The 25,650-nt window shown below is 72.7% G+C and carries 23 protein-coding genes and 1 pseudogene; 12 read left to right on the top strand and 12 right to left on the bottom strand.

Features of this window, described 5'->3' with window-relative positions:
- Positions 1-21: 21 nt before the first annotated feature.
- The gene (locus tag OHB00_RS47320; RefSeq protein ID WP_406444731.1) at positions 22-1,104 is read left to right on the top strand and encodes an enoyl-CoA hydratase/isomerase family protein; all 1,083 of its coding nucleotides are present in this window, start codon (positions 22-24) and stop codon (positions 1,102-1,104) included.
- Positions 1,105-1,147: 43 nt separating this feature from the next.
- On the opposite strand, the gene OHB00_RS47325 is transcribed toward OHB00_RS47320, so the two are convergent.
- The 7 genes from OHB00_RS47325 to OHB00_RS47355 form a co-directional block, all read right to left on the bottom strand.
- Positions 1,148-1,948 carry a hypothetical protein gene (locus tag OHB00_RS47325; protein WP_406444733.1) on the bottom strand — a complete coding sequence of 267 codons (801 nt, stop codon included), beginning with the start codon at positions 1,946-1,948 and terminating at the stop codon, positions 1,148-1,150.
- A gap of 182 nt (positions 1,949-2,130) precedes the next feature.
- Positions 2,131-3,936 (bottom strand): RICIN domain-containing protein, encoded by a 1,806-nt coding sequence (locus OHB00_RS47330; RefSeq protein WP_406444734.1) that lies wholly within the window; start codon positions 3,934-3,936, stop codon positions 2,131-2,133.
- A gap of 16 nt (positions 3,937-3,952) precedes the next feature.
- Positions 3,953-6,091 carry a beta-galactosidase gene (locus OHB00_RS47335; protein WP_406444735.1) on the bottom strand — a complete coding sequence of 713 codons (2,139 nt, stop codon included), beginning with the start codon at positions 6,089-6,091 and terminating at the stop codon, positions 3,953-3,955.
- Positions 6,092-6,121: 30 nt separating this feature from the next.
- A complete protein-coding gene (locus OHB00_RS47340) occupies positions 6,122-7,051 on the bottom strand; it encodes a carbohydrate ABC transporter permease (protein ID WP_406444737.1) in 930 nt (309 codons plus the stop codon).
- Positions 7,048-7,926, bottom strand: a complete 879-nt coding sequence (locus OHB00_RS47345; protein ID WP_406444739.1) for a carbohydrate ABC transporter permease — start codon at positions 7,924-7,926, stop codon at positions 7,048-7,050. The genes OHB00_RS47340 and OHB00_RS47345 overlap by 4 nt, the downstream gene beginning before the upstream one ends.
- 1 nt (position 7,927) lies before the next feature.
- Entirely contained in the window at positions 7,928-9,283 is a 1,356-nt protein-coding gene (locus tag OHB00_RS47350; RefSeq protein ID WP_406444740.1) for an ABC transporter substrate-binding protein, read from the bottom strand.
- Positions 9,284-9,597: 314 nt separating this feature from the next.
- Complete coding sequence (locus OHB00_RS47355) at positions 9,598-10,680, bottom strand: LacI family DNA-binding transcriptional regulator (protein ID WP_406444742.1); 1,083 nt, start codon at positions 10,678-10,680, stop codon at positions 9,598-9,600.
- A gap of 961 nt (positions 10,681-11,641) precedes the next feature.
- On the opposite strand from OHB00_RS47355, the gene OHB00_RS47360 reads away from it, so the two are divergent.
- From OHB00_RS47360 to OHB00_RS47370, 3 genes are all read left to right on the top strand, one after another.
- Positions 11,642-13,888 carry an MMPL family transporter gene (locus OHB00_RS47360; RefSeq protein ID WP_406444743.1) on the top strand — a complete coding sequence of 749 codons (2,247 nt, stop codon included), beginning with the start codon at positions 11,642-11,644 and terminating at the stop codon, positions 13,886-13,888.
- A 114-nt stretch (positions 13,889-14,002) separates the two neighbouring features.
- Positions 14,003-15,205 carry a sensor histidine kinase gene (locus tag OHB00_RS47365; RefSeq protein ID WP_406444745.1) on the top strand — a complete coding sequence of 401 codons (1,203 nt, stop codon included), beginning with the start codon at positions 14,003-14,005 and terminating at the stop codon, positions 15,203-15,205.
- Positions 15,202-15,885 carry a response regulator gene (locus OHB00_RS47370; protein WP_406444747.1) on the top strand — a complete coding sequence of 228 codons (684 nt, stop codon included), beginning with the start codon at positions 15,202-15,204 and terminating at the stop codon, positions 15,883-15,885. The genes OHB00_RS47365 and OHB00_RS47370 overlap by 4 nt, the downstream gene beginning before the upstream one ends.
- Before the next feature lie 157 nt (positions 15,886-16,042).
- Here the strand turns inward: OHB00_RS47370 and OHB00_RS47375 are convergent, their stop codons facing one another.
- On the bottom strand, positions 16,043-16,417 hold the full coding sequence (locus OHB00_RS47375) for a PaaI family thioesterase (protein WP_406446306.1): 375 nt from the start codon (positions 16,415-16,417) through the stop codon (positions 16,043-16,045).
- 318 nt (positions 16,418-16,735) lie between these two features.
- Here OHB00_RS47375 and OHB00_RS47380 point away from each other — a divergent pair, with 318 nt between their 5' ends.
- The gene (locus OHB00_RS47380; RefSeq protein WP_406444748.1) at positions 16,736-18,109 is read left to right on the top strand and encodes a Fic family protein; all 1,374 of its coding nucleotides are present in this window, start codon (positions 16,736-16,738) and stop codon (positions 18,107-18,109) included.
- Between the two features lie 15 nt (positions 18,110-18,124).
- Here the strand turns inward: OHB00_RS47380 and OHB00_RS47385 are convergent, their stop codons facing one another.
- Both OHB00_RS47385 and OHB00_RS47390 read right to left on the bottom strand, forming a co-directional pair.
- Entirely contained in the window at positions 18,125-18,946 is an 822-nt protein-coding gene (locus tag OHB00_RS47385; protein ID WP_406444750.1) for a class I SAM-dependent methyltransferase, read from the bottom strand.
- 588 nt (positions 18,947-19,534) lie between these two features.
- Positions 19,535-19,720: pseudogene (locus OHB00_RS47390) on the bottom strand (alpha/beta hydrolase); the annotation flags it as partial.
- On the opposite strand from OHB00_RS47390, the gene OHB00_RS47395 reads away from it, so the two are divergent.
- Entirely contained in the window at positions 19,641-20,090 is a 450-nt protein-coding gene (locus OHB00_RS47395; protein WP_406446307.1) for an NAD-binding protein, read from the top strand. The pseudogene OHB00_RS47390 and the gene OHB00_RS47395 overlap by 80 nt on opposite strands.
- Positions 20,087-20,542, top strand: a complete 456-nt coding sequence (locus OHB00_RS47400; RefSeq protein WP_406444751.1) for an RpiB/LacA/LacB family sugar-phosphate isomerase — start codon at positions 20,087-20,089, stop codon at positions 20,540-20,542. The genes OHB00_RS47395 and OHB00_RS47400 overlap by 4 nt, the downstream gene beginning before the upstream one ends.
- 13 nt (positions 20,543-20,555) lie before the next feature.
- On the opposite strand, the gene OHB00_RS47405 is transcribed toward OHB00_RS47400, so the two are convergent.
- Together OHB00_RS47405 and OHB00_RS47410 are read right to left on the bottom strand one after the other, a co-directional pair.
- The gene (locus OHB00_RS47405; RefSeq protein ID WP_406444753.1) at positions 20,556-20,921 is read right to left on the bottom strand and encodes a DUF6479 family protein; all 366 of its coding nucleotides are present in this window, start codon (positions 20,919-20,921) and stop codon (positions 20,556-20,558) included.
- A 90-nt stretch (positions 20,922-21,011) separates the two neighbouring features.
- Positions 21,012-21,608 (bottom strand): CBS domain-containing protein, encoded by a 597-nt coding sequence (locus OHB00_RS47410; protein WP_406444755.1) that lies wholly within the window; start codon positions 21,606-21,608, stop codon positions 21,012-21,014.
- A gap of 315 nt (positions 21,609-21,923) precedes the next feature.
- Between OHB00_RS47410 and OHB00_RS47415 the strand changes: the two genes are divergently transcribed.
- The 5 genes from OHB00_RS47415 to OHB00_RS47435 all read left to right on the top strand — a co-directional run bounded on the left by OHB00_RS47415 (position 21,924) and on the right by OHB00_RS47435 (position 25,614).
- Positions 21,924-22,367, top strand: coding sequence for a universal stress protein (locus OHB00_RS47415; protein WP_406444757.1), 444 nt, complete (start codon positions 21,924-21,926; stop codon positions 22,365-22,367).
- A 60-nt stretch (positions 22,368-22,427) separates the two neighbouring features.
- Entirely contained in the window at positions 22,428-22,802 is a 375-nt protein-coding gene (locus OHB00_RS47420; RefSeq protein WP_406444759.1) for a ferredoxin, read from the top strand.
- Positions 22,803-22,960: 158 nt separating this feature from the next.
- Positions 22,961-23,485 (top strand): cupin domain-containing protein, encoded by a 525-nt coding sequence (locus tag OHB00_RS47425; RefSeq protein WP_406444761.1) that lies wholly within the window; start codon positions 22,961-22,963, stop codon positions 23,483-23,485.
- Between the two features lie 95 nt (positions 23,486-23,580).
- Positions 23,581-24,759 carry an acyl-CoA dehydrogenase family protein gene (locus tag OHB00_RS47430; protein ID WP_406444763.1) on the top strand — a complete coding sequence of 393 codons (1,179 nt, stop codon included), beginning with the start codon at positions 23,581-23,583 and terminating at the stop codon, positions 24,757-24,759.
- A gap of 9 nt (positions 24,760-24,768) precedes the next feature.
- Positions 24,769-25,614 carry an oxygenase MpaB family protein gene (locus tag OHB00_RS47435; RefSeq protein ID WP_406444765.1) on the top strand — a complete coding sequence of 282 codons (846 nt, stop codon included), beginning with the start codon at positions 24,769-24,771 and terminating at the stop codon, positions 25,612-25,614.
- Positions 25,615-25,650: the final 36 nt, after the last annotated feature.

A 25,650-nucleotide genomic window follows, 5' to 3' on the forward strand; every position in this document is an offset into this window, starting at 1 on the left:
CGGGGATGGTAGATCAGAGAGGTGCCTGCGACCACAGCGATCTCCCTCATCGAACTCGCGGCCGGGGCGGCGGACGCCGACCTCCTGGACGCGCACGCCGAGCCGTCCCTGCCGCTGACGGTCGTCGACCTGGACCCGGCGAACACGCCCACCGCCGCCGACCTGGAGCGGGCCGTCCACCGGGCCCGGGAGTGCGACCGGCTGCTCGTCGGACGCACCGGCCGACCGGAACCCGCCTGTCCCGACGCCCTGTTGAGCGCCCTGGACCTGACCCTGGTACGCGCTCCCCGCGACCGTCTCGACGCGGACACCACCGGGCACCCGGCCACGGTCGCGGTCACGGACCCGGCCGCCGAGGCGGAGTTCCTGCGCGCGCGGGCGACGCAACAACCCCAGGCCGCCTTGATTTTGCGCCAAGTCCTCGGCATGACCGGGCAGTTGCCGGTCCAGCAGGCCCTCGACCTGGAGTCGCTGGCGTACTCGACGTTGCTCGGCGGTGCCGGCTTCGCCGGATGGCTCGTGGCGCGTGGGCCACGGTCCGCGCCGCCGCCCGCGACGCATGACCCCGTGACGGCGCGTCGCGAGGGCGACTCCCTGCGGATCACACTCGACCGGCCCGAGCGGCGCAACGCGCACGGTGCGGAACTCCGGGACGCCCTGGTCGCGGCCCTGGACATCGCCGTCTGGGACGACACCGTGCGCGAGGTGGTCCTGGACGGCAACGGCCCCTGTTTCAGCTCGGGCGGCGACCTGGACGAGTTCGGCACCGCCGCGGACCTGGCAGCCGCGCACCTGATCCGCACCCGTGCCGGCGCGGCCGCCCGCCTGCACGCACTCGGCGACCGGCTCACCGCGCGGATCCACGGGACCTGTGTCGGCGCGGGCATCGAACTCCCGTCCTTCGCCGCCCGGGTCGTGGCCGCACCCGGCACCACCGTCCGGCTGCCCGAACTGGCCATGGGCCTGATCCCCGGCGCCGGAGGCACGGTCGGCATCCCGCGCCGGATCGGCCGCTGGCGCACCCTGTACCTGGTACTCGACGGCCGGGCCGTGTCGGCCGAACGTGCCCTGGCCTGGGGGCTGGTGGACCGGATCGAGGAATGAGGCGGGGGATCGGGGCCGGTGCCGCGGCACCGCGGATCCGCTGTCAGCCGAGGCAGATGACCAGCAGGCAGAGCTGCGCGGGCGAGGTCGCGGTCGCGGACGCGGTCGGGGCGGGGCTCGCCGGCGAGGTCGCCGTGCCCGCGCCGGCGGTGGCGGTGGCGGTGGGCGCCGGTGTGGCCGCCGTCGCCGCGGCCGTGCCGGTGGTGCCGGACGCCGTGGCGGCGGACTGCGGCCGGGCGGCGGAGCCGGACACGGGCCGCGCTGAGCCGACCGTGCCCTGACCGGGCGCCGGCGTGGCACGGGGCACGCCGCCGGTCTGCTCCCGCGGCGCGTTCGCGGTCGCCGAGCGGGCGGACGGCGCGGGGTCGGGGGCCCGGTGCCGGCCGGTCGGTGCCGACGCCGCCGGGACGGTGTCCGTGGCCTGCTCGTCGGCGAGGCCCATGGGCCTGTTGTCCGGGGCCGTGGCCGCCTGGGCCCGGTCCGTGCCCTGCCGGTCCAGCGAGGCGACGGTCAGCCCGCCGCCGACCAGGGCGACCGCGGTGGCCACCACGGCCCGCCGCTGGTTCTTCTTCCAGCGGGCCCGTTGACGGCGCCGGGCCGCCCGGCCCTGCGGCGCGGGCGGGACGGCGTCCGGCCCGTCGTACGGGCCCTCGGCGGCCTCTTCGGTTTGTGCGTCGGCGTCCATGTCGAACCACGCGGTGTCGGCCGAGTCCCGCCAGGCCGCCGCGCCGGTCGTCACCGGAGTCGCGGCGGGGCGCGGGGCGATGTCCGGCGCGTAGGCGCCGCAGCCGGGGCACGCCAAGGCACCGTTGAGGTGCCGCCGGCACGAGGAGCAGTAGTCCATCCGCGTCTTCCTGACTCGACTGCGCCGGCGGCGTCGTGCGCCGTCGCCTGATCTCGTTCGCACGTGGTCTCGAACGGCCAGAACGGTAGCGAGCCTTTGGCCAGGCAGTGTGCAGCCTGTGTGTCGCTTCTGCACAGATGCGGTCCGCGTCCGCCGGTACGGCACAGTGCGGCACGGTGCGGTTACTCGACGAGCTCCCAGTCCTGCGAACCGTCCGCCGTCGCCGTCTGCAAGGTCAGCGGCGCTCCGGCGGAGGCGCCGGTCAGGTAGAGGCTCGGGTTCCTGACCGACCGCAGTTGGTAGAAGCCGTCGGCGGTCCTGACCAGGGTCCAGCTGCCGGTCGTGCTGTTGTCGACCCACTGGCCGATCCGCTGCCCGGCCGTCGCGTTCCCGGTCCAGACCGCCGCCGCGCGGCCACCGGACTTGTTGAGGAGGGTCACGCCGCCGTTCGGCTCGGTCACCACGTGCCAGTACTGGGTGTCCGGGTCGGCGGCCGAACCCGGCTCCTCCAGACGGACGTCGGGCACGTCACCGTTGCCGATGTTCGCGTCGTTGCTCTTGCCGCCGGTGCCGATCACCTGGTCGGTCCTGCGGTTCACCAGCTGGTAGTAGGGGCCGTCCGAGTGCCCGAGGTCGACCTCGGCGAAGGCGAGCGTCGAGGTGCCCTGGTTGTTGAGGACGGCGATCCGGCCGGTGCCGTCGACGTACTGGAGGTCGCGGCTGTAACCGGCCTGCGACGTCGTCTGGTACTCCTTCCACACGCCGTCGCTGCGCCCGCTCGCGTTGACCCAGACGTTCCCGCTGCCCGCCGCGTTGTACACCAGGCGCCCGCCGGGCAGCCTGACGAGGACCGGGCTGCCGCCGGTCGCGAGCGGACGCGAGCCGGGGTCCACCGGCAGCGCGGCCACGCTGTCGCCGGTCGGCGAACCGGTGAAGAACTTGAGCGGGTTGTCGGCGATCCGGTACCGGGTGTTGGCCCCGCCGCCCCAGTACTCGTACGTGATCATCCACTTTCCGTCGGTCGTGCGGACGACGTTCGCCATGCCGGGCCGGCCGCCGCCGATCTCCGACTTGCCGCCTCCCATGTCCTCGGTCAGCCCGGCGATGTCGACGACGGGGCCGCTCCACCCGGTGGCGCGGCCGTCCCAGGTCCGGTGCACGAGGATCTGGCCGTGCGAGTCCGTGGCGGTGTCGTCGGCGGGATCCACGGTGGGAACGCCGGTGGCCGGGTCGAGGCCGGTGTAGTCGTTCTCGTCGGAGTAATAGCAGACGAGCTGCCCCTTGTAGACCATCAGGTACGGCTCCCAGAGCGGATCCACCTGCCGGTGCGTGTTCGCGGCGGCGACGTTCTGCCCGATCGCGCCCGCGCTGCCGCCCTGCCAGCCCCCGGTCGCGACGACGTTGACGACCTTCCAGGTGGCGCCGTCGTCGGTGCTGGCGTACAGGGCGATCGCCAGGTCCTTGCGATCCCCGTCGCTGGACGGTGTCCAGTTCGGGTCGGCGGCCTTGTGCTCCTTGTAGTAGTAGTCGTCGCCCGACACCACGCTCGCCAGCAGCAGGGTGCCCTGTCTCAGGTTCCCGACGTCCTGCGGGAGCGTGTACAGGTACGGGTTCGTCCAGTTGCTCGTGTACGTGGCGTACCGCGGGTCGCCGGACAGGTAGGCGGGGGCCTTGACCTCCGACAGCGGCTGCCAGGTCGTGCCGTGGTCGTCGCTCTTGTACACCGGGAGGGTCTGCCCGTCGGCGCTGCCCGACGCGGGCACGACCGTGGACCTCTCGAACGACGCGACCAGGCGCCCGCTCGGCAGCTGCGCCGACTTGGGGTAGATCGCGCAGTTGCCGCGCCCCTTCAGGCAGGGCTCGCTGCCGAGCTGGTACAGGATCCCGCCCGTCGGGTCGTACGCCCGCGCGCCGGTCACCGGGACCACCAGCAGCGCGGACGCCGCGGCGAACGTCCCCAGTGCTCTTGCGGCTCTTCTTCTCTGCATGGCCTCTCCCGGTCGGTCAGTCGATGTCGGCGGAGACGAGAACGCGTACGTCCCACGGGCCGAGGGCCAGTGCCGCGCCCGCGGCGAGGGTCGTACCGTCGAGGACGTCGGTGAGGTGCACCGGGGCGAGGACGCTCGTGGGCTCCCAGCTCCAGTTGTGGACGATGTGGACGCGGCGCCCGTCGGCCGAGGTGCCGGTCGTCGCGGTGACCGGCGTGGGCAGGTCCCGCCACGCGTGGCCGGGGGCCGGGGCGAGCCATGCGGCCAGCGTCCGGGCGAGGTCCCGGCCGGGCACCGTGCCGACGCAGGTGATCCGGCCCGCGCCGTGGCGGCGGGTGGTGACCGCGGGCCAGCGGCCGAAGTGCGGGTGGTCGTACTCGACGAGGACCTCGGCGTCGGTGACGGTCAGGCCGTCCGCCCAGCGGGTCGCCGTGGCACCCTCCGGCAACGGGAGCGGACCGCCGGGCGCCGACCGCACGGGCACCTCTCCCAGCAGATTGCTGAACTCGTCGTACGACACACCCGCCGCGTCCGTGAGGCGGCCCGGGGCCGGTTCGGTGCGGGCCCGGGCCTCCTGGTCGGCGTAGCCGGTGCGCGGGCCGAGGACCAGATGGCCGCCGGCCCGGGCGTAGGCCGCGAGCCAGTCGAGGGTCGCGTCGGCGGCGAGGTACAGCCCCGGCACGACCAGGACCGGATGCCTGCGGACCGCCTCCTCGGGGGACAGGCCGTCCCGTTCCCCGGCCGGATCGTGCAGCTGCCGGGCGTGCACGATGCGCACCTGGCGGCCGGCGTCGAAGGCGCCCCGGTAGAAGGGGTCGAAGAGGCGGTGGTAGGCGGCCGGGTCGGGTTCGCCGTCGGGCTTGGCGAGCGGCGGGTACTTCTGCATCAGCCACTTGCTGGGCGTCGAGTACACCAGCGTGATGTCCGCGTCCGGCTCCAGACCGGCGACGAGGGCGCCCGCGGTCTCGAACTCCTTGCCCAGACGGGCGAGTTCGGCATAAGTGCGACCCGGCCGGCCGGTGTGGGGCAGGATGCCGCCCCAGTAGGTCTCCGCGCCGAAGTGCAGCGTGTGCCAGTGCCAGTACTCGATCATGCGGGCCCCGCGCCCCACGAGCGCCCAGGCGGCCTGCCGCCACTGGCCGTCGTAGGCGGGCCGGTTGTCCCACGGGAAGCCGATCGAGCCGGCGTTGGTCTCGGTGACCAGGAACGGTGCCTGCCGGGAGGAGAACATCCAGTCGGCGGTCTGGTAGAGCGACCACACACCGGTGGTCTTCCACTGCTGCTCGTGGCCGTCGGGGGTGGGGTCGGGCAGCAGGAGTCCGTCCTGCATGTCGTAGTACGGATTGCCGGAGGCGATGTCGAGGCGGTCGGTCAGCTCGTCGTCCTCGACCGCGGGACGGGTGTAGGAGATGCAGGTGGTGACGAACTGCCCGGGGCCGGCGTACTCACGGACGATGTCCGCCTGCCAGCCGATGAACTCGGTGACCTGACGGGCCTGGAACTCCCGCCACGCGACGTCGTACTGCGGCTGGGCGTTGCCGTCCGGGGTCCACAGGTCGGCCCAGGTGGACAGCCGGTGCGACCAGTAGACCAGGCCCCACTCCCGGTTGAGGGTCTCGACGTCCCCGTACTTCTGCCGCAGATGGTCGACGAAGCGCTCGAACACGCCCCGGTTGTGCAGGAGTTCGTTGCCCGGCTCGTTGTCGACCTGGAAGCCGATGACCGCCGGATGCCCGGCGTAGCGGGCGGTGATACGGCGGACGACCCGTTCGGCGTGGAACCGGAAGGCCGGGTGGGTGAAGTCCACCTCCTGCCGGGCACCCCAGCCGATCCGCTCACCGGTACGCCGCTCGCCGGTGATCTCCGGATACTGCCGGGCCAGCCATGGCGGGACGGCGTACGTCGGCGTCCCCAGGACGACGGAGATGCCACGCTCGTGGGCGCCGTCGAGGACCGGCTGCAGCCAGTCCAGATCGAAGCGGCCGTTCTCCGGCTCCCAGGTCGACCAGACCGACTCGCCGACCCGGATGACGGTGACATGGGCGTCGGCCATCAGGTCGAGGTCGGTCTTGAGGCGTTCGGCGGGACGCTCGTAGGGCTGGTACTCGTGGTAGTACGCGGCACCGAACAGGACACGGGCAGGCAGAGCCGCCATGAAGGAGACCTCCGAAGGAAAGTGGGGGAGTCACTGCTTGACGCCGCCGGCCACCAGGCCGCTCTGCCAGTACCGCTGGAGCAGCAGGAAGGCCACGACGAGCGGGACGATCGACAGCAGCGAGCCGGTCACGACCAGGGCGAGCATGTCGCTGCTGGCACCGGCCCCGCCGTTCTGGGCCTGGTCGGCCCATCGGGCGAGTCCGACCGTGATCGGGTACAGGTTCGGGTCGTTGAGCATGATCAGCGGCAGGAAGTAGTTGTTCCAGGTCGCCACCAGCGTGAACAGCAGGACGGTGACCAGGCCGGGGCCGAGCAGCCGCAGGGCGATCCGGAAGAAGATCCGGGCCTCCCCGGCACCGTCGATCCGCGCGGCCTCCAGGATGCTGTCCGGTACGGCGTCGGCGGCGTAGATGCGCATCAGATAGAGGCCGAACGGGTTGACCAGGGAGGGCAGGATGACCGCCCAGGGGGTGTTGACCAGACCGGCCTTGGCGAAGAGCAGATAGGTCGGGATCGCCAGCGCGGTGGTCGGGACCATGACCGCGCCGAGGACCAGGTTGAAGGCCAGCCGGTCGCCGCGGAACCGGAACTTGGCGAACCCGTAACCACCGGCGGCCGCCAGCAGCGCGGCGCCGACCGCGCTGACCCCGGCGTACAGCACCGTGTTGAGCAGCCAGTGCACGAAGACGCCGTCGTCCTGGGTGAACGTCGCCCGGACGTTGGTCAGGAGCTGCGGAGCGTGCGAGAACCACAGGCCGAAGCTGTTGAACAGGTCCTGGGTGCTCTTCGTCGACGCGATGAGCAGCCAGCACAGAGGAAGCAGGAAGTAGGCGAGCGCGGCCAGCATGGCGATCGTCAGCGGGGTGCTGCGGCGGGCCCGGCGCCTTCGGGTGCGGGTGGGGCGGGCCGGCTCGGGGGCGGCCGGAACGGCTGTGGCCGGTGGGGTGGTGGTCGTCATGCGGTCCTCCTGCGGTTCGCGGTGAGCAGAACGGCGTAGGAGGCGACCACGATGACGAGGCCGAGGAGGAAGGACACCGTGGCCGCGTAGTTGACCTGCTGGCCGGTGAAGGCGAGGGAGTAGGCGTACAGGTTGGCGGTGTAGGAGCTGGTGATGACGTCCGGGGCGATCTTCATCAGCAGGTTGGGTTCGTTGAACAGCTGGAAGCTGCCGATCACGGAGAACAGGAGGGTGAGCAGGAGCGCCGGCCGCAGTGCCGGCAGCTTGATCGACCACGCGATGCGCCAGGCACCGGCCCCGTCAACCGCGGCGGCCTCGTACAGTTCGTGCGGGATCGTGCGCAGGGCCGCGTACAGGATGATCATGTTGTAGCCGACGAACTCCCAGGTCACGATGTTCGCCAGGCTGCCGAGCATCCAGCCGTCGCTGAGGAAGTGCGGGGCGGGCAGGTCCAGCTTCCGGCTCAGCTGGGCGAACGGGCCGAAGTCCGGCCCGTACAGATAGCCCCACATCAGCGCGGCGACCACGCTGGGCACCGCGTACGGCACGAAGATGCCCAGCCGGATCACCCGCGCCAGCCGCAGCAGACCACTGTCCAGCGCGAGGGCGAACAGCAGCGCGAGGAGCAGCATCACCGGCACCTGGATCACGAAGAACAGCGCCACCCGGCCGAGGCCGTGCAGGAGTTGGGGATCGCCCAGGGCCTGCGTGTAGTTGTCGAGGCCGACGAACACGGTCCCGCCGATCAGGCGGCTCTGGAACAGGCTGAGGTAGGCGGCGTAACCGAGCGGCGTGAGGAAGAGCAGCAGGAACAGCGTCAGGAACGGGGCGACGAACAGCGGTCCTGCCGCCCGGTGGCGGCGGGTGCCGGTCATCTCAACTCCCCTTGACGGTGAAGCCCTGGCTCTTGGCGTACGTCGTCAGCCGCGACTGCCAGCCGCCGAGCGCGCGCACGGTGTCGGTGTGGTCCGCGAGGGACTTGCCGACGGTCTCGGTCCAGTCGGTGGCCGCCTGGTCGAGGAACGGCGGCCACTGGAAGGAGGAGTTGACCGTGGCGCTGATGTCGGCGAAGACCTGGTTGACCTTCTGGCCGCCGTAGAAGGACGGGGCGTCCCCGGTGAACGACGCGTCCGTGAGGAGGGCCTTGGTCGCGGGGAAGAAGAACTGCTCGGTTGCGAACATCCGTGCGCTGGCCGGGTCGCTGTTGAGGAACTGCGCGAACACGGCTGCGGCGATCGGGTTCTTCGTGGCGCGGACGACGGCGGTGGTGGAGCCGCCCCAGTTGCCCGAGCTGGGCTTGGCCGCGTCCCACTGCGGCAGCGGGGCCGCCCGCCACTTGCCGGCCGTGGCCTTGGCCGAGCCGGACAGGAACACCGGGCCCCAGGCGGCGGTGATCCAGGTGGCGTACTTGCCCTTGTTGAGGGCCGCGTACCAGGAGTCGGTGAAGTCGGGCTCGACGCCGATGACCCCCTCCTTCGCCAGCCCGCCCCAGTACGCGCCCAGCTTCCGCGAGACGGCGTCGTCGACGCTGATGGTGATGTCGCTCTTGCCGGAGGTGACATAGGGCTTGGCGCCCGCCTGCCAGAGCAGACCGTGCCAGGCGGCGACCTGGTTGGCGGCGAGGTTGGTCAGGTAGACGTCGGGGTCCGCCTTGTGCAGCTTGCGTGCGGCGGCGGCGAACTCGTCCCAGGTGCCCGGGACTTCGATGCCGTGCTGCTCGAAGATGTCGTGCCGGTAGAGCATGCCCATCGGGCCGGTGTCCTGCGGGATCGCCCAGATCTCCCCGTTGCTGCCGCTGACCTGACCCCAGGTCCAGTCCACGAAGTGCGACTTGAGCGCCGAGGCGCCGTACGGCCGCAGATCCAGCAGGCTGTCGGTGATGGTGAACGTCGGGATGGCCTGGTACTCGATCTGGACCATGTCCGGTGCGCCGCTGCCGGCCTTCAGGGCGGTGCGCAACTTGGTGTACTGGGGTGTTCCCTGACCGGCGTTGACGACCTTGACCTTGACGGCCGGGTACTTCTTCTCGAAGAGCGCGACCTCCTTGGCGATGTTCGGGACCCAGGTCCAGAACGTCAGCTCGGTCGGCGTCTTCATGGCCTTGTCGATGTCGGCCTGGCTGACGGGCTTGGCGGCGGCGGAGGAACCGCCGGAGTCACCGCCGCCGCAGGCGGTGAGGGCGGCGCCGAGCGACAGGGCACCGGTGGTGGTGAGGAACAGTCGGCGGCTCATGGGGGACGCGCTGGAAACGGGGGTGAATCTGGGCATGGTGAACTCCCGCCGGAGGCGAAGGTGGCGGCACGCCTGGCGAGGGCGTGCGGGGGCTGAGCGTGGGGGGAGAGAAGAGGAACGGATACAGGCGCACAGGCCTGACCAGGGGCCCCAGGGGTCAGGGGCGGCTCCGGGCGCCGGAGTCATGAGGGCGCCCGCGGGGGAGGGGAGCGATCGGTGCCGCGTCGGTACGACGTGAACGACAGCGGTACGGCGGCTCGTCCCGGGAATCGCGGAGGTGAACGTCGGCCGTCCCGGCCGACGGTGACGTCGTGTCAGTTACGTGCGGGCTGACCTCCGTTCGCGGGTGCCGGGGGCGCGGTCGAGGCCCGGACGATGAGGTCGACCGGTGGGGCACTGGGCGGCAGGGGGTCCGCCGTCGGGTTCTCGATGGCGTGGACCAGGCGCTTGAGCCCTTCCTGCGCCACGGCGTCGAAGGGCTGACGCACCGTGGTGAGCGGGGGAGTCACGTAGGCGGCGACCGGGATGTCGTCGAAGCCGACCACGCTGACGTCCTCCGGCACGCGCCGGCCGGCTTCGGCCAGCGCGCGGATGAGACCGATCGCCATGTCGTCGTTGGCGGAGAAGACGGCCGTGACCCGGTCGTCGGCGGCGAGTGTCCGGCCCGCCGCGTATCCCGACGCGGCCGACCAGTCGCCTTCGGCCACCGGCGGCACCTCTCTGCGCTGCCCGGTGAGAGCGGCCCGCCAACCCTCCAGACGGTCCCGGGCGGCGTACCAGCGCTGCGGACCGGCCAGGTGATGGACCGTCACATGGCCGAGGCCCAGCAGGTGTTCGGTGGCGGTCCGGGCCATCAGGTCGGCACCGTCCCCCGCGGTCAGCACGACGGGTGCGGTGACCGGCGGCGGGGCGCCCACCACGAGCACCGGAACGCCGACCCGCAGGGAGCCGAGGGTGCCCGTTGTGCCGTCCGCCTGCTCGTCGATGGGTTCGGAGATGACGATGCCGTCCACGCCCTGGTCGAGGAGCGAGTCGACGGCACCGGAGACGCCCGCCGGGTCGCCCTCCACCGTGTTGACCACACGCAGCGCGTAGCCGGTGTCCCGGACGACCCGCTCGACGCCCATGAGCAGCGAGGCGGGCCCGTACAGGGCGGTGCCCAGCGTCACCACTCCGATCGAGCGGGTACGTCCGGAGGCCAGCGCCCGGGCGGCGTTGTTGCGCCGGTAGCCGAGGTGTTCGGCGGCGTCGAGGACGCGCCGGCGCACCTCCTCGGAGACGTAGGGCTCGTCGTTGAAGACCCTGGAGACGGTCTTCTGCGAGACGCCGGCCAGCCGGGCCACGTCCACACTCCGCGGAGCCGCGGTGCTTTTGCCGCGTCCCGTCTCTGGTGTCATTGGCGTCTCCCGGTGACCGCTCGATCGAGGTGATCGAGGCCCATCATGGCATGCACGGCCCGGGCTGTCGGCTCTGACTGCGCTGTCATGTCTGCGTAGTCATGTCTACGCAGTCATGCGTCGGACGTCAAGAGTCCGGACACATCTGCGGCAGACAACGGTGACGATCCCAAACGCGTCCCCGGTCCGCGCCTGAGCACGACAGGGTTCCCGGCGCAGCGCATGCCGTCCGGGCGTCGTGGCGCCGCTGCGGGTGCGGTCTGCTGAAACCGCGGTAGCCGCTGCCGCAACCGCCGTACGCCGGCACGGCCGTGCGTACGGCGTGGTGAGGCCGGCGATTGCCCACAGCCGCACGACGACGGGACGGGCGGCGCCCGGAGAGCCTGAAGCGGTGCCGGAGACCGGCGCCGCGCCGCCCCGGGAGGCCCCCCGCGCCGGTCGCCTCCCCAGCAGCAGACAGGACCTTGGGATCAGGACTCGTACCGGGTTCGGGCTCGCGGCGGTCGCGTCGTGCGTCGCACTCGCCGCCGCCGTGACCGCCGGAAGAGGCGCGGACGGTGGTGGTGCCGCGCCGCCCCCCGCCGCCCAAGGGGCCGTACGTGGCGCTCGGCGACTCCTGCACGGCCGGCCCACGGATCCCCGGCCGACACGGGCTGCCCGAACCGCTGGTCCCGGCGGCACCGGCCGCCCCGGGTGCACCCCGACGAACGCGGCGAGCGCGGCATGGCCGAGGCCGTGCTGCGCACCGTCGGGGCGGCACGCTGAGGGGCCCGGAGTCGCAGCGGGTCCCGCCCGGGTGTCGTACCGGGGCATGAGCCGGCGGCCCGGACGCCTACTGCGGTTTCAGTAGCCCGTCCTCCGGATTCGGTAGCCGGCAGTGCCAGTAACCGTACGACGACGGGGAGGCCCTCGCCGGGACAGTCTGGGTGACCAAGCGAGATCGGATGCGGAGTTCCCTGACGTGGCTACTTTTCTCTATCGACTGGGCCGACTGGCCTTCCGGCGGCGTGGGTACGTCGCCCTGCTGTGGGTGGCCGTCCTGGCCGCCGTAGGACTGGGCGCGATGCGGGCGCCCGGCGCCGCCGACGAGGAGTTCTCGACACCGGGCATCGAGTCCCAGAAGGCGTTCGACCTGATGCAGGAGCGCTTCCCCGGCGCCGCCGCCGACGGCGCCACCGCGCGGGTCGTCTTCGTCGCCCCGCACGGGCAGAAGGTCACCGCCACCGCCCACAGGAAGGCGATCGAGGAGGCGGTGGACGCGCTGGGCGACGGCACCCAGGTGGCCGGCGTCGCGGACCCCTTCACCGCGCACGCGGTCAGCAAGGACGGCACCACGGCCTACGCGACCGTCACCTACAGGGTGAAGTCCTCCGCCGTCACCGACACCAGCCGTACGGCCCTGGAGAACGCCGCCGATCAGGCACGCGACGCGGGGCTCACCGTCGAGACCGGCGGCTCCGCCCTGGACAGCGGCGGCGGACCCGGCGGCGTCGCCGAGATCATCGGCATCGCCGTCGCGGCCGTCGTCCTGCTGGTCACCTTCGGTTCGCTCGCGGCCGCCGGACTGCCGCTGCTGACCGCGGTCCTCGGCGTCGGCATCAGCACGTTCACGATCACCCTGCTGGCCGACGCCCTGGGGCTGTCCACCAGCACCGGCACCCTGGCGATGATGCTGGGCCTCGCCGTCGGCATCGACTACGCCCTGTTCGTCGTCTCCCGCTACCGCGAGGAGCGCGCCGAGGGCCGGGCTCCCGAGGAGGCGGCCGGCCTCGCGGTCGGCACGGCGGGCTCGGCGGTGGTCTTCGCCGGCCTGACCGTGGTCATCGCCCTGGCCGGCCTCTCCGTCGTCGGCATCCCCATGCTGACCAAGATGGGCCTGACCGCGGCGGGGGCGGTGGTCGTCGCCGTGGTCATCGCACTGACCGTCGTCCCGGCCCTGCTCGGATTCTGGCCGAACGCCGTCCTGGCGGGCGCCGCGCGCAGGCCGGAAGGCGGCCGCCGCCGGCTGTTCCGCGCCAGGAAGGCCGCGCCCCAGGGCGACAACCGGGGCACCCGCTGGGCCCGCTTCGTGCTGCGCCGCCCGGTACCCGTGCTGCTGCTGGGCGTCGTGGGCCTCGGCGCCCTCGCCGTCCCGATGACCCAGCTGCAGCTCGGCATGCCCGGAGACGAGGCCAAGTCCACGTCCACCACCGAGCGGCGCGCCTACGACGCCCTCGCCGAGGGCTTCGGCCCCGGCTTCAACGGCCCGCTGACCATCGTCGTGGACGCCAAGGGCACCGGCGACGCCAAGGCCGGCGTGGACACGGTCCGCGAGCGGATCGCCGGCACGAAGGGGGTGGTATCGGTCTCGCAGCCGCGCTTCAACAAGGCGGCGGACACGGCGGTGTTCACCGCCACCCCGGCCACCAGCCCCGTCGACGAGAACACCAAGACGCTCGTCAGGACGATCCGCGGCGAACGCCCGGCCATCGAGTCGGCGTCCGGCGCGTCCTTCGAGGTCACCGGTACCACCGCGCTGAACATCGACATCTCGGGCAAGGTCCAGTCGGCGCTGGTGCCCTACCTCGTCACCGTCGTCGGTCTCGCCGTCGTGCTGCTTCTGGTGGTCTTCCGGTCCCTGCTCGTCCCCCTCAAGGCGGCGCTCGGCTTCCTGCTCTCGGTGCTCGCGGCCCTCGGCGCGGTCGTCCTGGTCTTCCAGCAGGGGCACGGGGCCGGACTGTTCGGGGTGGAGCAGACCGGGCCGATCATGAGCCTGATGCCGATCTTCCTGGTGGGCATCATCTTCGGCCTGGCCATGGACTACGAGGTCTTCCTCGTCTCCCGGATGCGGGAGTCCTACGTCCACGGCGAGCCGGCGAAGGAGGCGGTGGTCTCCGGGTTCCGGCACAGCGCGCGGGTCGTGGTGGCCGCCGCCCTCATCATGATCGCCGTCTTCGCCGGGTTCATCGGCGAGAGCGAGTCCATGATCAAGATGATCGGGTTCGGCATGGCCACCGCCGTACTCCTCGACGCCTTCGTCGTCCGGATGGCGATCGTGCCCGCGGTCCTCGCCCTGCTGGGGGACCGGGCCTGGCGGCTGCCGAAGCGGCTGGACCGGCTGCTGCCCCGGGTGGACATCGAGGGCGAGGCCCTCACCCGCCGCCGCGCCGCCGCGCCGGCCACGGAATCCGACCCGACCCCGGACGAGCCCGTCGAGGCACGTGTCTGACCGCCCTCCCCGGTCCGGGCGGGCCGCCCGTGACACAGGTCACGGGCGGCCCGACCGGGCGTCGCGTCGCGGACGTCGGTCACCATGGGCCCAGCCCCTCACCCGGAGAGACACATGACCACCAGTTTGGACAGGGGAACGGGACGCTACCGCCGTTTCGTGGACGTCGCGACGGTCCTGGCGCTGCTCGGCTGCGTGGCCCTGGGCGCCCTGCTCCGCTTCCCCGGCCTCAGCCAACCGCGGGAGCAGTGGCCCGCCATGGCCATCGCCGCGGTCACCTGCCTCGCCCTGCTGCGGGCGCGCGACCACGCGCGCCTTGTCGCCGGCGTGGCCATGGCCGGGACGGTGGCCACCCTCGCCCACGGCTACATTCCCACGCCCCTCATGCTGGCCCCCCTCATGCTCGCCCTCTACTGGGTCGCCGCCCAGACCGACCGGCGGACCACGCGGGTGTTCGGGCTGGCGGCCATGGCGGTGGTGGTGATCGCCGCCATGCTCGACAAGCCCACGACCGACATGCTGCTGCTGCGCACCGTCGGCCCCGTCCTGTGGCTGCTGCTGCCCCTGGTCGGCGGCAGCGGTGCCCGGCTGCGCGCGGCCTACCTGGAGTCCGTGCAGGCCCGGGCCGCGTACGCCGAGCGCACCCGGGAGGAGGAGGCCCGGTTGCGGGTCGCCGAGGAACGCATGCGGATCGCCCGCGAGCTGCACGACGTCGTCGCCCACCACATGGCCGTCGCCAACGCCCAGGCCGGCACCGCCCGCCACCTCGTGCCCACCCGGCCCGACCAGGCGCTGAAGCTGCTCGACGAACTGACGGCCACCACGTCCTCCGCCCTGATCGAACTCCGGGCCACCGTCGGGGTGCTGCGCCAGTCCGGTGACCAGGACGCCGACTCCCTGGAGCCCGCCCCCGGCCTGGACCGGCTGCCCGACCTGGTCTCGACGTACGCGAGCGCCGGACTGGACGTCGCCGTCACGACCGAGGGCCGGCCCCGGCCGCTGTCACCGGGCGTGGACCTGACGGCGTACCGGATCATCCAGGAAGCCCTCACCAACGTCACCAAGCACGGCGCCGGCCATGGCGCCGACGTCCGGCTCACCTATGCCCGGACCCGGCTGCTCATCTCGGTCACCAACGACGGCACCACCACCGCGGCGGCCGCCGACGGCGGCTACGGCCTGATGGGCATGCGGGAACGCGCCCACTCCGTCGGCGGCGACCTGCGGGCCGGGCCCCGCCCCGACGGCGGCTTCGAAGTCACCACCGCCCTCCCGCTCCACTCCCTCGCACCGGAAGAACCAGAGGCTGCCGCGTGAGTGTCCGTGTCCTGCTCGCCGACGACCAGGCCCTGCTGCGCGGCACGTTCCGGCTGCTCATCGACTCCTGTCCCGACCTGGAGGTGGTCGCCGAGGCCGCCGACGGACAGGAGGCGGTGGACCTCGCCCGCACCCACCGCCCCGACATCGTCCTGATGGACATCCGCATGCCCGGCACGGACGGCCTCGCCGCCACCGCCGCCATCTGCGCCGACCCCGAACTCGCCGGCACCCGCGTCCTCGTCCTCACCATGTACGAGACCGACGAGTACGTCGCCCGGGCGCTGCGCGTCGGCGCCAGCGGCTTCCTCGGCAAGTACGTCACCACCGACACCCTCCTCGACGGCATCCGCACCGTCGCCGCCGGCGAGGCGCTGTTGTCCCCGGGGGCCACCCGCGCCCTCATCTCCCGCTTCCTGGCCGGCCCGGCCGCTCCCGGCACCCTCCTGGCGCCCCCGGAGCGACTGAAAGACCTGATCCCTCGGGAACGGGAGGTCACCACGCTCGCCGCCCGCGGCAGGTCCAATGACGAGATCGCCGGCGAACTCGTCCTGAGCGTCCTGACCGTCCGCAGCCACATCCAGCGCGCCCTGACGAAGCTGGGCGCCCGCGACCGCGCCCAACTCGTCGTCATCGCCTACCAGACCGGCCTCGTACGCCCGGAGCCACGGCAGATCTGAGCACGAGGCCGCCCCGCCTGTTCCGCGGGCCCTACGAGACGGGCTCCTTCCGGAGCCACCGCCGTCCGACGAGCAGCACCACGCCCGCCCCGGCGGTCAGCAGCCCGCCGGCGAGGAAGGCGGCGCGCCGGATCCCCGACGGCCGTGCGGGCGGGACTCAGCCGGTGCCGCCCAGGCGGATCAGTGTCTGCTGGCCGTTGGCCACCAGGGTGCGCTCACCGGCGTCACGGACGCCGTACACCTCCAGCCGGCACACGGTCAGGGTCCGGCCGGACCTCAGCACCGTGCCGATCGCCTCGATGTGGTCGCCGACGGCGGGCGCGAGGAGGTTGATCTTGTACTCGACGGTGAGGACGTCGCAGTCCTCGGGAAACAGCGTGAGCGCCGCGTAGCCGCCGGCACTGTCCGCGACCGCACTGGTGGCGCCGGCGTGGATGTAGCCGTGCTGCTGGGTCACCTCGGGACGGGCCGGAAGCACGATGTGCACACGGCCCGGTGCGATCTTCGTGATCCGCGCGCCGAGGTGGGCCATCAGTCCCTGCCCGTCGAAGCTGTCCTGAACACGCTTGCGGACCACGGGGCTTGCCTCTTCCTGCTCCGTCCGGTCGTTCACGTACGTGCTCTCCCTCCGGGGTCCGCGCATGCTGCGCCGTGTGAGGAAGGTTAGGCCGGATCAGCCGGTAGGTGTTTGCAGATCCACCCCGGAATCTCCGGCGAACCGGCAAGGAGTTTCTCCGCGGACGCCGTGGACCGGAAAGTCCGTACCGGACCGTGGAAAGGAGGGCGCCCGGCGCGCCCGCCGGACCTCAATACGGTTGCCCGGCGCAGGACGGCCGTGGAGGCTTGCGCGGTGAAGTCTGTGCTGTGGCCGTTCGACCTGTCCTGGGACGAGGCGGACCCCGCCCGTCATCCGTTCGACCACGCGGCGGCTGCGCGGGTGGTGCGCTCGCTCGGTCCGGCCCGGTGTGTTCCGAGCCCCCCTGACGTGTCGCGCGCCGATCCGGCGATGAGTGCCTGGAGCCATGGCGAGGGCGATCTCTGGGCGACTGCCGTGTCGTACGCCCTGATGGAGCGTTACGGCCGCTGGGCCGTGGGTTGGCGCTGGGCGCACGACGAAGGGGACCTCGACGGCGGGCCCGTCGGCAGCTGGTGCTGCCCGCGGGACTCGATCACGACCCCCGAGGAGACGCTCGACCGGGTCGTCGCGGCGCTGTGCGAGTGGCGGGCGTGGCTGGAGAGCCTCGCCGAGCGGTTCGAGGCGTACCCGCTGGATCCGGCGGACATCGAGGACCGGCGGATCCTGTGGGAACGCGCCGCCCGGCACCTGATCCTGCAGGTCGTCGACCGTACCGGCTGCGGCAGCGGTTGGCACGGGCACTGCGAGCAGGTGCTCGGCTGGTTCCTCGACCGGTGGGGATTCGCACCGGACAACGCGCGCGACCTCGTCGACGAGGCGGTCGGCGGGCGGTTCCGCAGCTGGATCACCCCGGACAACGTGCTGGTCGACGACATCGCGGAGCGCCTCGCGCGGTCGCTGCCGCCGTCCCGCGGACCGCGGCCGCCCGCGGGGCCGGCCGTCGACCACCTGGCACGGTGGCTCGCCGTACGGGAGACCGTGGCCTGGCAGGAGGCCTCGAACCGGGGCGGGGAAGGACCGGTGACACCGGCCAGCGACGGCGCGGCCGAGGACATCCGCGCCTTCGACCGCGCCCTGGACCCCGCCCGCGCCGAGGGACTGCTCGCCGCGCTCGAACGGCTCCGGGCCGACGCGGCGCGCGGCGCGCCGCTCGACTTCGAACTGCTCCAGGGCTGGCAGCAGCACGTCCTGGGCACCGCACGGCCGCCCGCGTTCCGCACCCTGCCCGCCTTCGCCAAGCGCGGCCGAGAGCGCTACGGCATCGCCCCGGACACCCGGGCCCGCCTCGACACCTGCCTGGCCGGGAGCGCCGCGGACGCCGGCGCACCGCTCCCGCTGACCGCCCGTGCCGCCCGCGCCTACCTCGACGTGTGCTTCTTCCACCCCTTCGACGACGGGAACGCCCGTTCCGCCTTCCTCGCCCTGGTCTTCGTCCTCGCCCGGGAAGGCGTCACGCTCGACGGTGTCAGCCTGCTCCGCCGCGTCACCTTCCAGGCCGACAGTGCTCGGGACGCCCTGGCGCTGACCAACTACGTCGACCTCCACCTCGCGGAGACCCGGCGCCGAGCCGCCGCCCCGGCCCTCTGACCGGGTCCCCTCCGATCAGGGGGAGGCGACGTCGTCGGCCTTCCAGCCCCAGGCGGTGAGCATGCCGGCCGACAGCGCGGCACACTCCTCGGAGTCCAGGTACCGGATCGCCGCGTCCACGGCCGCGTCGTCGACCAGGCCGGTGGCGAGCATCGCCGCCCGGCTCCGCTCCCAGGTGTCCGCCCAGAAGCGGCTGACGGGACTGCCCGGCAGCAGCGGCGGCACATGGATCTCGGCGGCCACGGACCCGAGCCCCGCACCGCGCAGCAACTGCGGATACGACGGCACCCAGGAGACGTCCGTGCCGATGGCGGCCCGCAGCCCCTGCCACATGGCCCGCATGACCGTGGTGTACGGCGTGTCGGGCGTCCGGTCGCTCGTCAGGTCGACCGCGTCGCCGAGCACCAGCACACCGCCGGGCGCGACGAGCTCGGCCAGCGTCGTGATCAGGCGCTCGTGCTCGGGCAGGTGCATCAGCACGAAGCGCGCGTGGACGAGCCGGAACCGGCCGGAGACGACGTCCGGGGCGGTGAGGCCGGCGGTGATGTCGGCCTCCAGCACGTCGAGCCCGGGCCGCTCGGGGAGGAACCGTACGTCGCGGTCCACGGCGAGCACGCTCTCCACCCCGGCCTCGTCCAGCAGCCGGCGGGAGACCGTGCCCGTGCCGGCCCCCACGTCGAGGCAACGCCATCCCGGCCCGGCGCCGAGCGCCCGCAGCCGCGCCATGGTGATGTCGTCGTAGACGAGGGCGCCGACGTCGATACGCCGGCCCTCACCGGCCTGGTCGGGACGGAAGACGGCCTCGCCGTAGCGGCCGCCGCCCGGCGCGGCGGTCACACCGCCGCCCGGGTGACGCCGGGAGCGCCGTCGGACTCGGACAGCCGGAACAGCGGGGCGTCGAGGAGTTTCATCGCCGGGCCTTCGCATGGGGTGGGGGTACCGGGCGGCCCGTCCCGGGGCCGCCCCACCGATCCTCCACCGGCGCCCGCCCGCACCGCCGAGGCGCGCCGCGCGAGCGGCCGATCGGCCGAAGGACCGAGCCCCTTCCACGGGACCTTCGGCAGGTCGATGGCCGATGCGACTGGCTTCGCCGCACACGAGCACACGAGTCGTGCCGGGGGTGACCGTCACAGCGGAACACGGTCGAGTCAGCCGACCGGTCAAGAGGATCAGGACCGCCGTGCGGCATGTCACCGTCGGCTACTGCCCGCGGTTCGCGGACACCTGCAAGACGCTGTTCCGGCAGGCCGCCGAGGCCGGGGTGGCGGACCGGCACGGCGATGCGGCGGCCTTCGTGCACGTGGAGGTGGGGTTGCTCCCCGGGCGGCCCGACTCGGTCAAGGCAGTAGTCCGAGGACGTGCTCGCCCTGCTGGAGAAGCACCTCGGGGTGGGCAGAACCGCGCCCGACGCGCCCGCACCGGCCGTCAGGCGGTGTGCAGGGCGGTGTGCAGGGTGTGTACGGCCAGGGTGATCGCGGCTTCGGCGGCGTGGGTCTCGCGCAGGGCGTTGAGCATCACGAAGTCGTGGATGATGCCCTGGAAGCGGACCGCGGTGACGGGCACACCGGCCTTGCGGAGCTTGTTGGCGTACGCCTCGCCCTCGTCGCGCAACGCCCAGCGGCAGGGCCTGGATCTGCGGACCTTCCGCACCGTCGTCGATTCCGGGCAGCTGGGCAGCGGCATCACCCGGGTCAAGGTCCCGATGCTCGCGGCCCACGACTTCACCGTGCAGGCCGCCACCTCCGACGGCTACGCCAGCACCCGCCTCATCGCCGACGCGGCCCGCGCGGCCGGGATCGCCACACCCCTGCTCGACCTCAGCAGCGAGCTCTACGCAGAGAGCGTCCGGCTGGGCAACGGCCGCCTGGACATGTCCTCGGTCCTCACCGCGATCGAGGCCCGCACGGACAGGACAACCGGCACCACCGGTCGAGGCGGCGGGTTTGGCGCTGTGAACGAGGGAGAAGGGACAGCACCATGAGGATCTCCGTCTCTTCCGACATGGACGAGCCCGTCGCCCGGCTCCTCGTCGAGGAGCTGCGCCGTCGCGGCCACGAGGTGCGCACCTACGGCGCGCTGGAACCCGGGGCCGACCCGCAGTGGGCCGTCTGCTCGGAGGCGGCCGCCCGTGACGTCGCCGCCGGCGCCGCGGACCAGGCCGTGGTGTGCTGCTGGACCGGCACCGGCGCCTCGATCGCCGCCAACAAGGTGCCCGGCATCCGTGCCGCCCTGTGCGCCGACGCCTACACCGCCGACGGCGCCCGCCGCTGGAACGACGCGAACGTCCTCGCCCTCAGCCTGCGCCTCACCTCGCAGCCGGTGCTCAAGGAGATCCTCGACGCCTGGTTCACGGCCACGCCGAGCCAGGACGCCGAGGATCTCGGGAACGTGGCCCACGTCGGGCACCTCGACGCGGGCCGGTGGACGGTCTAGGGACTGTCCGTGGTCAGTGGGCGCCGAGTCCGCCGCCGCCGAACGAGCCGCTGGAGCCCTTGCTCCAGCGCGGCCGGTCCTTCGACGCGCTCGGCCTGGTCTGCTGGTTGCTGAGTTCGTACGGGGTGAGCGGACGGCCGCCCTTGGGCATCAGCGGGATCTCCTCCGACTCGCGGTTCTCCCGAACCTCGTGCACCGCGCCCTCCGGTGGCAGCTTCGGCTGCTCCTCGGGACGCGGTCGCAGCGACTCGCGGTACTTGACCCGGTTGCCCAGCCAGAAGCCTCCGGCGAGCATCGCCAGCACTGCCACGGCCACCACGAAGAGCGCAAGACTCATCAGGCCGCTGGGAGCGGCCAGCTGCATCGGTTCCGTACTCATAGCAAAGGGATACCCCACTCAGAACGGTACGAACCGGACGTGCTCGGTGGCTGAGCGCGCACAGTGGGCGACCGCCGGGACGGCAACGGCTCAGCGCGGATCCTCCCGCGCGGCGACCGGACAGAGGTGGCAGCGCACGTCGACCACGCCCTCCACGGCGCGGGCCAGCCGTTCGGCGACCGGCGCCGGAGCCGGGCTGTCGATCCAGCCGGTCAGGGTGACGATCCCTTCGGTGACGTCGACCCGGATGTGGTCCGCGGAGAGCGGGAACAGGCGGTCGACGACCTCCCGGCGGACCTCCTCGGTCAGTTCCTCGTCCGCACGCAGGAACACCTTCAGCAGATCCGCCCGGCTCACGATGCCCTTGAGCACGCCCAGGTCGTCGACGACGGGCAGCCGCTTGACGCCGCGCCGGGCCATGACGCGCGCCGCCTCCGCCACGGTGGCGTCGGGGTGCACGGTCACCGCGGGCGCGTTCATCAGCTCTCCGGCGGTCATCCCGCCGGCCCGGGCCAGATCGGCCTCGGACACGACGCCGATCACCCTGCCCGCGCCCTCCAGCACGGGAAGGGCGCTGACCTTCCACCGGTCCATCAGCGTGACGACGTCCTTGAACGGGGCGTCGGGGCCGACGGCGACGGGGGTACGGGTCATCACGTCGCCGACGGTGTGCGGGCTGTCGTGCATCGCTGCCTCCTCGGATCCCGCCGATCACGAGAGGGCGGGAAGGACGCCATCCACTTCTCGCGGATCCTGATTGCGCGGTGCGCGACCGCCGCCGGCCGCTTCCCCGCGTCACTGCGGGTCCTTCCCGTCACCTCCAGCACACCACGGGAACGCCCTCGCCACCAGGGCCGACCGGACCGGAATTCGCCGTGCACCGCACCTGCGGCGGCCGGCCGGCCGTGTCATGCCGCCGGCCGCCCTTCTCTGGCGGTGCGGCCGCCCGTCGCGCAGCGTGGAGACGGAGGCCGGCCGAACGCCCGAGGAGAGGTGGAACGCATGGACAGGGATGTCACCGAGCGCCGGGTCGTGGTCGGCGTCGACGGGTCGCAGGCCTCGTATGCGGCGCTGCGCTGGGCCCTGCGGTACGCCGGCCTCGTCGGCGGTGTCGTCGAGGCGGTCGCCGTGTGGGAGCTGCCGGGGCTGTACGGATGGTCGGGCCCCGCCGTGGACATGGATCTCGACGCGGAGGAGGCCCGGGACCGGATGCGGCAGGAGCTGGCCGACGTGCTCGGCGCGGACACGGCGGGCTCGGTCCGTTCCCACCTGGTGCACGGCAACGCCACCGACGTCCTGCTGCGGGCCGCAGAGGGCGCCGAGGCCCTGGTCGTCGGAAGCCGCGGCCGGGGCGGGTTCGCCCGCGCCCTGCTCGGATCCGTCAGCCAGCAGGTGGCCCAGCACGCCACCTGCCCGGTGGTGATCATCCGCGCCGAACAGGACTGACCCGCGTCCGTGCCGGACCGCGTTTGTTTGCCCGCGCCGGGTGCTGGTTACCCGGCCCGCATGACTTGGACGTCTTCTCTGCAGGACCGGTACCGGTTCCTGGAGGACCGGTTCGCGTGCGCGCAGGCGTGCACGGAATGCGCCCGGATGAGCGCGCTGCGTGCCGGAGCGCTGGATCCGGCCGGAGGCGCCGAGGTGGAACGGCTGCGCCGCACCGGCATCATGTGCGCCGAAGTGTGCGACGCCACCTGCCGGGCCCTGACCGAGGAGACCGACCGGGACCCGGCCGCCCTGCGCGTCCAGCTGGAGTGGTGCCGTGCGGTCTGCCTCGACTGCGCGCACGCCTTCGACACCCGCCCGGGCGCCGAGCCGAGCGCGGCCGCCTGCCGGGCGTGCGCCGTGGCCTGCACGGACTTCATGGCGGCGCTCGACTGACACCGAGGGCGGCCACCGTCGAGGAACCGCCGACCCGATGGCTGGCATCGCCGATGCGCGTTTCCGCCGTGGCGCCGGGCTGCCTAGCGTGACCACTGTGCCGCGCCGGCCCCCGTGTCCGCGACCCACGCCCCGCGGCACAGAAGAGGAGCGCCCCCATGAGCCAGCCGCCCCGCCGGATCGTCACCGGTCACGACGAGACGGGTACCTCCGTGTTCCTCTCCGACGGTGCGCCGCCCGTCATCCGCACCGCCCCGGACGGAGCCGCCTTCTACGAGATGTGGAACACCGACTCCGTGCCGGCACCCGTCGCGGCGGACGAGGCCGAGCCCACGGAGCGCGACCTGACCGTCCCGCCGGCCCCCGGCGGCACCAAGATCCGCGTCAACGAGTTTCCGCCCGGCTGTGTCTCCCCGACGCACCGGACCCAGACCGTGGACTACGGGATCGTCCTGGACGGCGAGGTCGTCCTCGTCCTCGACGACTCCGAGCGGGTGCTGCGCGCCGGGGACGTGGTGATCCAGCGCGGCACCGACCACCGCTGGGAGAACCGCACGGACTCGGCCGCCCGGATGGCGTTCGTCCTCGTGGACGGCGTCTTCACCGAGCCGCTGCTGAAGGTGCTGGGCCCCGAGGTGCTCGGTTCCCTGCACGGCAGTCCGCTGGGGCCCGGGCAGTCCTGACACCCGGGAGCGGTGAGCCGCCGCCATTCCCAATTTCTGTAACACGTTCTACGGTGTGCGCCGTCAGGACCGCCCTTGGGGAGCCTGGAGGCGCCGTGCACCTCGACCACACGCCCGAGCAGCAGCGGCTGCGCACCGAACTGCGCGCCTACTTCGCCGGCCTGGTGCCGGACAACGCCTACGCCCGTTACGCCGACCCGGCCGCGCAGAAACGCTTCTACCGGGAGACCGTCCGCCGGCTGGGCACCGACGGCTGGCTCGGCGTCGGATGGCCGAAGGAGTACGGCGGCCGCGGCCTGACCGCGATGGAACAGTTCATCTTCTTCGACGAGGCCGCCCAGGCCGGCGTACCGCTTCCGCTGATGGCGCTGAACACCGTCGGCCCGACGATCATGCGGTACGGCACCGACGAGCAGAAGTCGTACTTCCTGCCCCGGATCCTCTCCGGCGAGATCGACTTCGCCATCGGCTACAGCGAGCCCGGCGCGGGCACCGACCTGGCCGCCCTGAAGACCCGGGCCGTGCGCGACGGCGACGAGTACGTCGTCAACGGGCAGAAGATCTGGACCACGAACGGCGACACCGCCGACTGGGTCTGGCTCGCCACCCGCACCGACCCCGAGGCCCCACCCCACAAGGGCATCACCATGCTCCTGGTGCCGACCGGCGACCCCGGCTACTCCTGCACCGTCATCAACACCCTCGCCTCGCACGACACCACGGCCAGCTACTACGAGGACATCCGCGTCCCCGTCTCCCGCCGGGTGGGCGAGGAGAACCACGGCTGGCGGCTCATCACCAACCAGCTCAACCACGAGCGCGTCACCCTCGCCGCCCACGGCACCATGGCCATCCGCGCCCTGCATGACGTGCAGCGCTGGGCCATGGAGACCAAGCTCGCCGACGGCCGCCGCGTCATCGACCTGCCCTGGGTGCGCCGCCACCTGGCCCGGACCCACACCCGCCTCGACGCCATGAAGCTCCTCAACTGGCAGATGGTGAGCGCCGTCCAGGAGGGCACCCTCACCCCCCAGGACGCCTCCGCCGTCAAGGTCTACGGCTCCGAGGCGCGCCGCGACGCCTACGCCTGGCTGATGGAGGTCGCCGGCGCGGCAGGGCCTCTGAAGGAGGGCTCGGCGGGCGCGGTCCTCCACGGCGACCTGGAACGCGGCTACCGTTCGGCGGTCATCTTCACCTTCGGCGGCGGCAACAACGAGATCCAGCGGGAGATCATCTCCTGGATCGGACTGGGGATGCCACGGGTACGGCGTTAGCCTGCCGGTATGGACGGTGACGCCGGGCTCTTCACCCCCGACTCCGTGACCTGGCAGATGCACGGCGACCCGATGATGTGGGTCGCCGGCATCCGCGCCCTCTACCTGCAGGCGCTGCACCCGCGCGCGGTGCGCGGCGTGATGGCGAACTCCGACTTCCGGCGCGACGCCTGGGGCCGGCTGATGCGCACCGCCGACTTCGTCGGCACGACGACCTACGGCACCAGTGAGGCCGCCGAGCGGGCCGGAGCCCGGATCCGGAAGATCCACAGCATGCTCGGCGCGACGGACCCGGACACCGGCGAACGCTACGGCGTGGACGAGCCCGAGCTGCTGTTGTGGGTGCACTGCGCCGAGATCGACTCGTATCTGCATGTCGTCCGCCGCTCCGGCTTCCCGCTCACCGACGCCCAGGCCGACCGCTACCTCGCCGAACACCGGGTCAGCGCCCGGCTGGTGGGCCTCGACCCCGCCGTCGTACCGGGCGACCGCGGGGAGATGGCCGCCTACTTCGAGAAGACACGGCCGCGGCTCGTCGCCGGGGCCGACGCACACGTGGTGGACGACTTCCTGCTCCGCCCGCCGACGCACCCCCTCCTGATACCGGCGCGCGAGGTGCTGTGGCGGCGCGTGGCGCGTCTGGCGTACGCCTCCCTGCCGCCGTACGCCCATGAGTTGTACGGCAGACCCGCGCCCGAACCCGCCGTCGTCACCCGTCGGCTGCGCGCCACCGGCACCCTGCTGCGCTGTGTTCCCGCACGTCTGCGCTGGCAACTCCCGCCCAAACACATCCTGCGCGCCATGGCGAGGCTCGGCCCGGACACGCGCCCGGCACCGTACAAAGTCGGGCGATAGGTCGCCATACTGGACGAGTTGGGGGTGCGTCACGGC

Origin of the sequence: Streptomyces sp. NBC_00631 (genome assembly GCF_045206895.1) — a bacterium.
Lineage (GTDB): Bacteria > Actinomycetota > Actinomycetes > Streptomycetales > Streptomycetaceae > Streptomyces.

What these genes read in the sequence shown, in the direction of transcription:
- OHB00_RS47325 (WP_406444733.1), bottom strand. Translation starts at nt 1,948, where the DNA reads ATGGACTACTGCTCCTCGTGCCGGCGGCACCTCAACGGTGCCTTGGCG.
- OHB00_RS47330 (WP_406444734.1), bottom strand. Translation starts at nt 3,936, where the DNA reads ATGCAGAGAAGAAGAGCCGCAAGAGCACTGGGGACGTTCGCCGCGGCG.
- OHB00_RS47335 (WP_406444735.1), bottom strand. Translation starts at nt 6,091, where the DNA reads ATGGCGGCTCTGCCTGCCCGTGTCCTGTTCGGTGCCGCGTACTACCAC.
- OHB00_RS47340 (WP_406444737.1), bottom strand. Translation starts at nt 7,051, where the DNA reads ATGACGACCACCACCCCACCGGCCACAGCCGTTCCGGCCGCCCCCGAG.
- OHB00_RS47345 (WP_406444739.1), bottom strand. Translation starts at nt 7,926, where the DNA reads ATGACCGGCACCCGCCGCCACCGGGCGGCAGGACCGCTGTTCGTCGCC.
- OHB00_RS47350 (WP_406444740.1), bottom strand. Translation starts at nt 9,283, where the DNA reads ATGAGCCGCCGACTGTTCCTCACCACCACCGGTGCCCTGTCGCTCGGC.
- OHB00_RS47355 (WP_406444742.1), bottom strand. Translation starts at nt 10,680, where the DNA reads ATGACACCAGAGACGGGACGCGGCAAAAGCACCGCGGCTCCGCGGAGT.
- OHB00_RS47365 (WP_406444745.1), top strand. Translation starts at nt 14,003, where the DNA reads ATGACCACCAGTTTGGACAGGGGAACGGGACGCTACCGCCGTTTCGTG.
- OHB00_RS47375 (WP_406446306.1), bottom strand. Translation starts at nt 16,417, where the DNA reads ATGGCCCACCTCGGCGCGCGGATCACGAAGATCGCACCGGGCCGTGTG.
- OHB00_RS47395 (WP_406446307.1), top strand. Translation starts at nt 19,641, where the DNA reads ATGCCCTGGAAGCGGACCGCGGTGACGGGCACACCGGCCTTGCGGAGC.
- OHB00_RS47400 (WP_406444751.1), top strand. Translation starts at nt 20,087, where the DNA reads ATGAGGATCTCCGTCTCTTCCGACATGGACGAGCCCGTCGCCCGGCTC.
- OHB00_RS47405 (WP_406444753.1), bottom strand. Translation starts at nt 20,921, where the DNA reads ATGAGTACGGAACCGATGCAGCTGGCCGCTCCCAGCGGCCTGATGAGT.
- OHB00_RS47410 (WP_406444755.1), bottom strand. Translation starts at nt 21,608, where the DNA reads ATGCACGACAGCCCGCACACCGTCGGCGACGTGATGACCCGTACCCCC.
- OHB00_RS47415 (WP_406444757.1), top strand. Translation starts at nt 21,924, where the DNA reads ATGGACAGGGATGTCACCGAGCGCCGGGTCGTGGTCGGCGTCGACGGG.
- OHB00_RS47420 (WP_406444759.1), top strand. Translation starts at nt 22,428, where the DNA reads ATGACTTGGACGTCTTCTCTGCAGGACCGGTACCGGTTCCTGGAGGAC.
- OHB00_RS47425 (WP_406444761.1), top strand. Translation starts at nt 22,961, where the DNA reads ATGAGCCAGCCGCCCCGCCGGATCGTCACCGGTCACGACGAGACGGGT.
- OHB00_RS47435 (WP_406444765.1), top strand. Translation starts at nt 24,769, where the DNA reads ATGGACGGTGACGCCGGGCTCTTCACCCCCGACTCCGTGACCTGGCAG.